The organism is Kitasatospora sp. NPDC032150, assembly GCF_055579945.1.
The window spans coordinates 214103-221689 of record NZ_JBVIMH010000010.1; the positions used below are offsets into that span (position 1 = coordinate 214103).

At 70.8% G+C, this 7587-nt stretch carries 9 protein-coding genes; 5 read left to right on the forward strand and 4 right to left on the reverse strand.

Annotated features, from left to right (window positions below; translation table 11 throughout):
- Positions 1-664 precede the first annotated feature (664 nt).
- From ACZ5ON_RS15030 to ACZ5ON_RS15040, 3 genes are all read left to right on the forward strand, one after another.
- Positions 665-931, forward strand: a complete 267-nt coding sequence (locus tag ACZ5ON_RS15030) for a hypothetical protein (RefSeq protein ID WP_465591266.1) — start codon at positions 665-667, stop codon at positions 929-931.
- On the forward strand, positions 928-1674 hold the full coding sequence (locus ACZ5ON_RS15035) for an acyl-CoA thioesterase (RefSeq protein WP_465591268.1): 747 nt from the start codon (positions 928-930) through the stop codon (positions 1672-1674). The genes ACZ5ON_RS15030 and ACZ5ON_RS15035 overlap by 4 nt, the downstream gene beginning before the upstream one ends.
- Before the next feature lie 105 nt (positions 1675-1779).
- Positions 1780-2379: an AAA family ATPase gene (locus ACZ5ON_RS15040; RefSeq protein WP_465591271.1), complete on the forward strand. Its 600-nt coding sequence runs from the start codon at positions 1780-1782 to the stop codon at positions 2377-2379.
- Here ACZ5ON_RS15040 and ACZ5ON_RS15045 read toward each other — a convergent pair.
- Positions 2261-2932, reverse strand: coding sequence for an SbtR family transcriptional regulator (locus ACZ5ON_RS15045; RefSeq protein ID WP_465591273.1), 672 nt, complete (start codon positions 2930-2932; stop codon positions 2261-2263). The genes ACZ5ON_RS15040 and ACZ5ON_RS15045 overlap by 119 nt on opposite strands.
- Positions 2933-3075: 143 nt before the next feature.
- Between ACZ5ON_RS15045 and ACZ5ON_RS15050 the strand changes: the two genes are divergently transcribed.
- Positions 3076-3972: a Vgb family protein gene (locus ACZ5ON_RS15050; RefSeq protein WP_465591275.1), complete on the forward strand. Its 897-nt coding sequence runs from the start codon at positions 3076-3078 to the stop codon at positions 3970-3972.
- Positions 3973-4069: 97 nt separating this feature from the next.
- Here ACZ5ON_RS15050 and ACZ5ON_RS15055 read toward each other — a convergent pair whose 3' ends face one another.
- Together ACZ5ON_RS15055 and ACZ5ON_RS15060 are read right to left on the reverse strand one after the other, a co-directional pair.
- Positions 4070-4456: an aggregation-promoting factor C-terminal-like domain-containing protein gene (locus ACZ5ON_RS15055; RefSeq protein ID WP_465591278.1), complete on the reverse strand. Its 387-nt coding sequence runs from the start codon at positions 4454-4456 to the stop codon at positions 4070-4072.
- Positions 4457-5122: 666 nt separating this feature from the next.
- The gene (locus tag ACZ5ON_RS15060; RefSeq protein ID WP_465591280.1) at positions 5123-5617 is read right to left on the reverse strand and encodes a DUF4188 domain-containing protein; all 495 of its coding nucleotides are present in this window, start codon (positions 5615-5617) and stop codon (positions 5123-5125) included.
- A gap of 105 nt (positions 5618-5722) precedes the next feature.
- On the opposite strand from ACZ5ON_RS15060, the gene ACZ5ON_RS15065 reads away from it, so the two are divergent.
- Positions 5723-6364: a MerR family transcriptional regulator gene (locus ACZ5ON_RS15065; RefSeq protein ID WP_465591282.1), complete on the forward strand. Its 642-nt coding sequence runs from the start codon at positions 5723-5725 to the stop codon at positions 6362-6364.
- A 115-nt stretch (positions 6365-6479) separates the two neighbouring features.
- Here ACZ5ON_RS15065 and ACZ5ON_RS15070 read toward each other — a convergent pair.
- Positions 6480-7587: phosphopantetheine-binding protein (locus ACZ5ON_RS15070; protein WP_465591284.1), on the reverse strand; the 1108-nt coding region annotated here is incomplete at its 5' end.

A 7587-nucleotide genomic window follows, 5' to 3' on the forward strand; every position in this document is an offset into this window, starting at 1 on the left:
CTGTGCGAAAAACCATATGGAATTACGCATAGGCGCGACGCCCGCACCGTCGGCTCCACCCGGGGGGACGCGTGGCAGGTTTCGACCACGCACCGCGCGTGACGAAGCATCATCGGTCCACTTCCCCAGCGCCTCTGGCAACACCCCGACTTGCCCGAAGGGCGGCCGGCGGTGGCTGGATGCCGGCTTCGCGGTGGGCGACGGGGATCGGAACCGAACGAGTCGGATCGGTTTCGCCGGGGCCACGACCGACGGGCGGCTACCGCGTTGTCCCGTGAGGACCTCGGAAACGGGGCGGCGCAAGGCGACAGGAGACGATGATTTCGAACAGGAGGCCAATAGCCTAGAAATTCGTTCGAGACCATCGGGACAGAAAAGCACAGAAGCAGCCCACTCGCCGGCCATGGTATCGGATCCGAGCATGAGAAGGCGAGTTCGGAAGCTATTCCACTACTCCAGAAGTAGGCAATCTGTCCAATCCTTGCATAAAAGTCCCGACCGAGTGCCGGATTGCGATAACGTATTTTCCGCAAGGGCGGGGTCCGGGGGAATCCAGTGAATGAGCCGGATCCGGCCGTCCCAGCTATCCATCACTTCGGGAGACATCGTGCACAAATGCCGACCGGGACTTGGTTCGACTGCCCCTGACGGTCTGCAGTTCGCGGTGGACGCGCTCGCGGCGTTCCCTGCCAGGTTCAAGGCCGGGAGCGGGGGTGTCCCCGAACGGTTCGCCGCTGTCGCCGAGCTCTGCCGAACCGTGGACGGCGCGCTCGACGCGCTGGTCGTCCGCACCGCGGCCGAGGCGGCCGAAGAGGGCTGGACCGCCGGGGAGATGGCGGCCGAGCACTCGGCGTACCACGCCCGCCTCAGGCGGGCCCTGCTGACCTCACCGGCCGGGGCCAGTGGCAATGCCGGGCGGAAGAAGCAGTGAGCGCGGGGTACCCGGACACGAACGCACACGTCCTGCACTGCCCCACCCGATGGGGCGACGTCGATGAGAACGGCCACATCAACAACGCCCGCCTGGTCTCGTACATCCAGGAGGGTATTCACGATCTGTTCAACCACCACGCCAAAGCGGCCCGGGAATCGCTTTTCCCGGCCGGATTCCTGATCGCGCGCCACGAGATCGATTACCTGGAACAGCTGCACCACCGGCCCGAACCGCTGGAGGTCCGGCTCACGGTGGAGCGGCTGGGACGCAGTTCCGCCCACGTCCGGGTGGATGTCTGCCGCGATCCGCACACCTACATGACGGCCCGTACCGTCGTGGTCGCACGGGACCGGACCTCCGGCCGCTCGCGCAGGCTGACCCACGCGGAGCGCCGGTTCCTGTCCGCGTACCTGCCGACGGCCGACCAGGTCGCCGCCGACTCGCCCGACACCGCTCCGCAGGTCGCCGGCATCGTCCCGCAGCGCAGCCAGAGTCCGCTGGACGTAAGGGAGTTGGAGACGGTTGCGGTCGGTGCGGCAGGCGATTCGGCCGAGCGCCCGCGCTGCTCGATGCTCGCCGGTCCGCACGGTGAGCGCGAGGCCGAGCACGGCCAGCAGCGCTCCTGGGCCCGCGACCGCGACTACCGACGGATCGGCGGCCATGCGCCGAGCCCGTGGGGCAGATCCCTGCCCTCCGCACGGGCGGACCGACCGCTCAGCCCTTCGACCCCCTACCCGTAACCGGGCGGCTCGAAGGAGCTCGGAGAGGCCGAGCAGCAGCCAGCCCCCGGACCGGCGGTCCGGGGGCGCCGGGGACCCGCCGCGGCGGTGCGGTACGGTCGGGCCGTGAGCAGCGCACAGTGGGACATCCTTCTGGTCGGCGGCGCCTCGGGGGTGGGCAAGAGCCGGGCAGCCGCCCAACTCGCCCTGGATTCGGGGGCGTTCGTCGTGGAGTTCGACGACGTGGTCAGTGCCGTCCAGACCGTCACCACCGCCCAGCAGCATCCCGGCCTGCACCACTTCGACTGCGTTCCCGACACCTCCGCGCTCGGCACCGCACGAGTGGTCGAGCTGCAGATCGCCACCGCGAACGCACTCGAGCCCGCCGTGCTCGGTGTCGTGCGCAACCGGCTGACGGTCGAGGTGCCCGCACTGGTCGAGGGTGACTACCTCACCCCGGCCGCCGCCGCCCGCGCGATCCGGGAGGGCGCGGCAGCGGGCCGAAGCGTACGGGCGGTGTTCCTCCACGAGCAGGACGCCGCCCAGATCACCGCCAACTACGCCGAGCGCGAGCCGGAGGGCGGCATCCAGAGCCACCGGGCGGACGTCAGCGTCCGGTACTCCCGGTGGCTGGCCGAGCAGGCCGGGCTGCACGCCCTGCCGGTGGTCGACTGCCGCCCGTGGGACACCCTTCCCCAGCGGATCCGGCAGGCCCTGTCCGGCTGATTCCACGTGCTCGGCCGCCCGTCAGATGCGTACCGCCGCACGGCCAACCGGGTGCACTAGGCTCAGGGGTTGCACGCAGGCCGTCCAGCACGACCCGGAGGTTGCGCTCCCACTGCCGCTCTTCCGCCGGGATGCCCAATGTCCGGTCTCCCGTCGCCGCGGCGGCGAATAGGAACGCCACGTCCTGCCAGGTCACGTCCGCCCGGAGCACGCCGGCCGTCCGGGCCCGTTCCACCAGGCGGCCGATCCGCTCCCGCAGCCCCGTCAGCCGCTCGGCGAGAGTCTCCGGGCAAGCACCGCCGAGCGCTTCGCCGATGCCGCGGCTCTCCGCCCGCAGCCGCACGTAGCACGCGGCGAACTCGCACAGCCCGTGCCAGGGGTCGGGGTCCTCCAGCGCCTCATCGGCCAGGTGCGCGAGCGCTCCGCCGACACGGGAACCCGTCAACTCCTGGGCGGACAGGCCGAGTCGGCGGTCTCCGGGGCGCCTGCCCACCAGGCATGACGGCGGCCGGGAGCGGCAGTGCCTCCGCCCCGTCCGGCATCCGCCGTTCACGGCGGACCGCCTCGGGCACGTAGCGGAACGAGCGCACGCGTGTCTCGTCGGTTACCCCTGGCCGGAGCGGCGGCCTGGTCACGGCCTACGCTCGGTACACGGCCGACTCGGAGAGCGGCCGATCGATCGGGGAGGAACACCGCATGCCGTCGACTGAAGCTCATGTGATCACCGAGATTCCCGTCGCCGAGGCGGATGCCGGGCCCTACGGCATCACCGCCGGCCCGGACGGTGCGCTCTGGTTCACGCTGGTCCACGCCGGGCGGATCGGACGGCTGACACCTGACGGTGCGTGCGAGCAGTACGCACTGGACTCGGCGGACTGCGGACCGACGGTGATCACGCCGGGTCCGGACGGTGCGCTGTGGTTCACCCGGTACCGGGACCACCGGATCGGCCGGATCACCACCGACGGCCAGGCGGTCTCGTTCGCCGTCCCCACCGCCGAGGGCGGGCCCTTCGGGATCGCGGCCGCCGCCGACGGTGCGCTCTGGTTCACCCTGACCAACGCCGACCGGATCGGGCGGATCACCACGGACGGCCGGGTGACGGAGTTTCCGCTACCCGTCGACCACGCCTTCCCCTCGGCGATCACCGGCGGCCCCGACGGTGCGCTCTGGTTCACCCTCAACCAGGGGAACGCGATCGGCCGGATCACGTTCGACGGGGAGGTCACACTCCATCCGCTGCCCAGTCCGCAGGCCGCTCCGGTGGGCCTCACCGCCGGCACGGACGGCGGGCTCTGGTTCGTGGAGATCGGCGCGGGGCAGATCGGGCGCATCGACCCGGACGGCGCGATCACGGAGTTCCCGCTGCCGGACCGCTCGGCCCGTCCGCACGCGATCACCGTCGACTCGGCGGGCACCTGCTGGTTCACCCAGTGGGCCGGTAACAGCATCGGGTCCATCACCGCCGACGGCCGGATCGAGGAGCACGCCCTGCCGAGCCCCGGTTCCGAGCCGCACGGCCTGGCCGTCGGGGTGGACGGCGCCCTCTACGTCGCGCTGGAGACGGGGGCCGTCGCGCGGCTGAGGGTCTGACGCGCAGGTCCGGCAAGGAGGCAGGGGCCTGCTACAGAGCCGAAGGGGCCCTGACGGAGTTGCCGTCAGGGCCCCTTCGGTGCGCGTTCCGGGTTTCTTAGTACCAGTGGTGGGTCTGCCAGAAGGCCCAGGCGGCGTTCGGGCTGCCGTAGCGGGTGTTCATGTAGTTCAGGGCCCACTTGATCTGGGTCCGCGGGTTGGTCCGCCAGTCGGCACCGGCGGAGGCCATCTTGTAGCCCGGCAGCGCCTGGGCCAGACCGTAAGCGCCGGAGGACGGGTTGGTGGCCGTCACCTTCCAGCTGGACTCGTGGGAGATGATCTGGTTGAAGGAGGCCCACTGGTTCGCAGGGACCATCTGCTTGGCGATCTGCTGCGGGGTGGCAGCGGAAGCGGCGGGGGCGAAACCGGCGCCGAGGGCGGTCAGGCCGGCGACGGAGGCGAGCAGGGCGACACCGGTACGCATACGAGTGGGGAAAGCGGGCATGAAGATAGAGACCTCAATCGGGTTGGCCGTGACCTCGCCCGTTCAAGGGCCCACGTGACCGGACAGGGGTTCACGTAGGTCTGGGCGGGGGCACGGCGGCACTCGACGCGTCTGCGTTCGGTGCCAGGGGGAAGTTCCGCGGCGGGACAGGAGCCGCGGTCTCTGACGACGTCGCCATTCTTAGCGAGCTGTCGCGCCCCGGCCAAGACCCCCTGATACGACGCCTCGTCGTAGTGGCGGACAGTCCTTGACGAATGCCGATCAGCCGCCGTTCCCGCCCGGTCGATCGCCAAACCTGATAAATCGGACATATTTCTAGAGCGTTGGCATACCCGCTGACCTGGGCGAAAGCCATCGAAAGGCATCCGGAGGACTCGATTCCGGCCTGGATTGGCGCGATCATGGTAATCAGCCGAGGGCGAGCGGCTGCCGCACGTTCGGCGATCAACTATCGGCAGTCGTGGACGTTCGGGCGGTGTGACGACCCTCACCGGATCGGGCCGGTTCGGGGGGTTTGCGCACCCACCCCTACGGCGCACCCATCGACTGGCGGCTCTCGCTGAACAACCCCGACGCGATCACCACGATCATCAGCCAGAACGGCAACGGCTACGAAGCCGGTTTCGTGCTAGGCGCCCGGATCCGGAGGGGCCGCAGGCAGCGCCCCTACCGCGGGCCCGTCCGACGGAGCCGCTCCCGGGCGGTGGCGCCGCGCCGCTCGATCGGCAGCACCCCGGTGGCGGCGGCGAGGCCGTGCGGGGGCATGTCCCCGTAGATCGACTCGTAAGAGCCGGGCGGGACGATGTAGGTCTCGTGCCAGATCCCCACATGCCGGCGGGACTTGCGCTCAAAGCGGTTGATCATGGCCCAGGCCTTGCGGTGCAGCCGGTCGGGCGCGGCGGCGTACGCCAGCAGCTTCTCCTTGGACTCCCAGTACTGGACCACCAGGTAGGTGCGCGGTGAACCGCTGAGCAACTGGTAGCCCTTCAGCCCGCTCTGCGGGTCCCGGGAGAGCTCGCGGAGCATCCGGGGCATCGCGAGCATGGTCGGCAGCCAGTGGTGCGGCGCCCAGAAGTGGTTGATCCGCATGCCGATCAGGAAGACGACGACCTCCCCCTCGGCAGCAGCGGTGGTACGACCGGGAATCGGCCTGCTGAACACGGCACCCCCCTGGTGATCGACGGATGCGACGCGCCCGCCCGTGATTGGATGGCCCAGCTCTCAACCAGTGGGATAGTGGCACTATTCAATAGGAGGCACAAGAGGATGCGCCTGGCCGATCTGAGCGAGCGGAGTCAGGTCTCCATCGCCACGATCAAGTACTACCTGCGTGAGGGCCTGCTGCCGCCGGGCCGCCGGGTGAACGCGACGCAGGCCGAGTACGACGAGTCGCACCTGCGCCGGCTGCGACTGGTGCGGGCGATGGTCCAGGTCGGGCGGATCCCGGTGGCCACCGTCCGCGAGGTGCTGGCCCAGGTCGACGACGACTCGCTCGGCCCGACCATCCGCCTCGGTGCCGCGCTCTGGGCACTCCCCCGGGCCATCGAGCCGGAGCAGGACGACCCAGCCGTGATCACGGCCCGCCAGGAGGTCGACCGGATGCTCACCCGGCTCGGCTGGACCCTTACGGTCGAAGTCGGTCCGCTCTCCCCCGTCTACCGGGAACTGGTCGCTTCGGTCGCCTCACTGAACCGGCTCGGCTACCCGCTCGACGCGGACGACCTGGCCCCGTACGCGCGGCAGATGGAGCACACCGCCATCCACGACCTGGACCGGATGGAGCGCTTCCCGACCGTCCTCGAACAGGTGGAGGCCGCCGTCGCCTCGGCCGTCCTGTTCGAGCCCGTCCTGCTGAGCCTGCGCCGCCTCGCCCAGGAGCAGGAGGCCACCCGCCGGTTCGGCCTCTAGGTCTAGGACACCGGGTCGATCAGGACACCGGGTCTGTGCCGCTGAGAAACAGGCGGCGGGCAGGGACGGCGGCCGTCTCGGCCACCGCGCCCTGCCCGCCGCCGGGAGTCGGGGATCAGGCGAGGCTGTCGTCGATGAAGGCGAACAGCTCCTCGTCCGAGACCGAGTCGAGGCTCTCCACGTCCACGACCTCACCGAGCTCGGCGGGTGCGGACTCGGCCAGCGGCTGCGACTCGCTCCACCGGGTGGCGAGCGCCTGCAGGCGCATCTGGATCCGGGCCCGGGTGACACCGTCCGGGCTGCTCGCCGCCAGTGCGGCCTCCAGGCGGTCCAGCTCGTCGAGCACGGTCGTGGTGGGGTTGGCCGCATCGCCCGAGGCCAGCTCGCCGCGGAGGTGGGAGGCCAGCAGCACGGGCGTCGGCTGGTCGTAGACCAGCGAGGCCGGCAGGGTGAGCCCGGTGAGTTCGGCCAGGCGGTTGCGCAGCTGGACGGCCGTCAGTGAGTCCAGGCCGAGGTCACGGAACGCCTGCCCCGGGTCGACGTCCTCCGGTCCCGGGTAGCCCAGCACCGCCGCCGCCTCGACCCTGACCAGGGCGAGCAGTATCTTCTCGCGCTCGTTCTCGGTGAGTCCGGCCAGCCGCTCCCGCAGCGAGGGCTCGGCCGGGCCCGCCACCTCAGGGGCCGCCTCGCCGTCGGCGGCGCTCGACCGCTCCGCGCGGCGCCCTCGGGCCCATTCGGACATGGCGGGCAGGGCGAAGCTCAACGGCAGGTCGCCGTCGACACCCAGGGTGGCGGTCAGCGCGTCGATGTCCTCGCGTTCCACCAGGTCCCAGAACTCGGCGTCCATCGCGCCGGGTCGGTCCGCCGAGGCGTCGGCGTCGGCCTCCTCGGGCCAGTAGCGCTGGCGCTGGAAGGCGTAGGTGGGCAGCTCGGTCCGTCGGGCGCCGGTACCGGCGAAGAACGCCTCCCAGTCGACGACCACGCCGCGTACGTGGGCCTGGGCGAGGGCGGTGGTGAGCGTCTGCGCCTCGGGACGGCCGGCGCGCAGCGCCGGGGCGAAGACGGCGTCGGTCACGCAGTGCTCGCCGAGTGCGGACAGGATCGAGTCCGGGCCGAGTTCGACGTACGTGCGGACGCCTTCGCGCTCCAGGGCCTGGATCGCGTCGTGGAAGCGGACCGCCTCGCGGACGTGGCGCACCCAGTACTCGGCGGTGCGCAGCTCG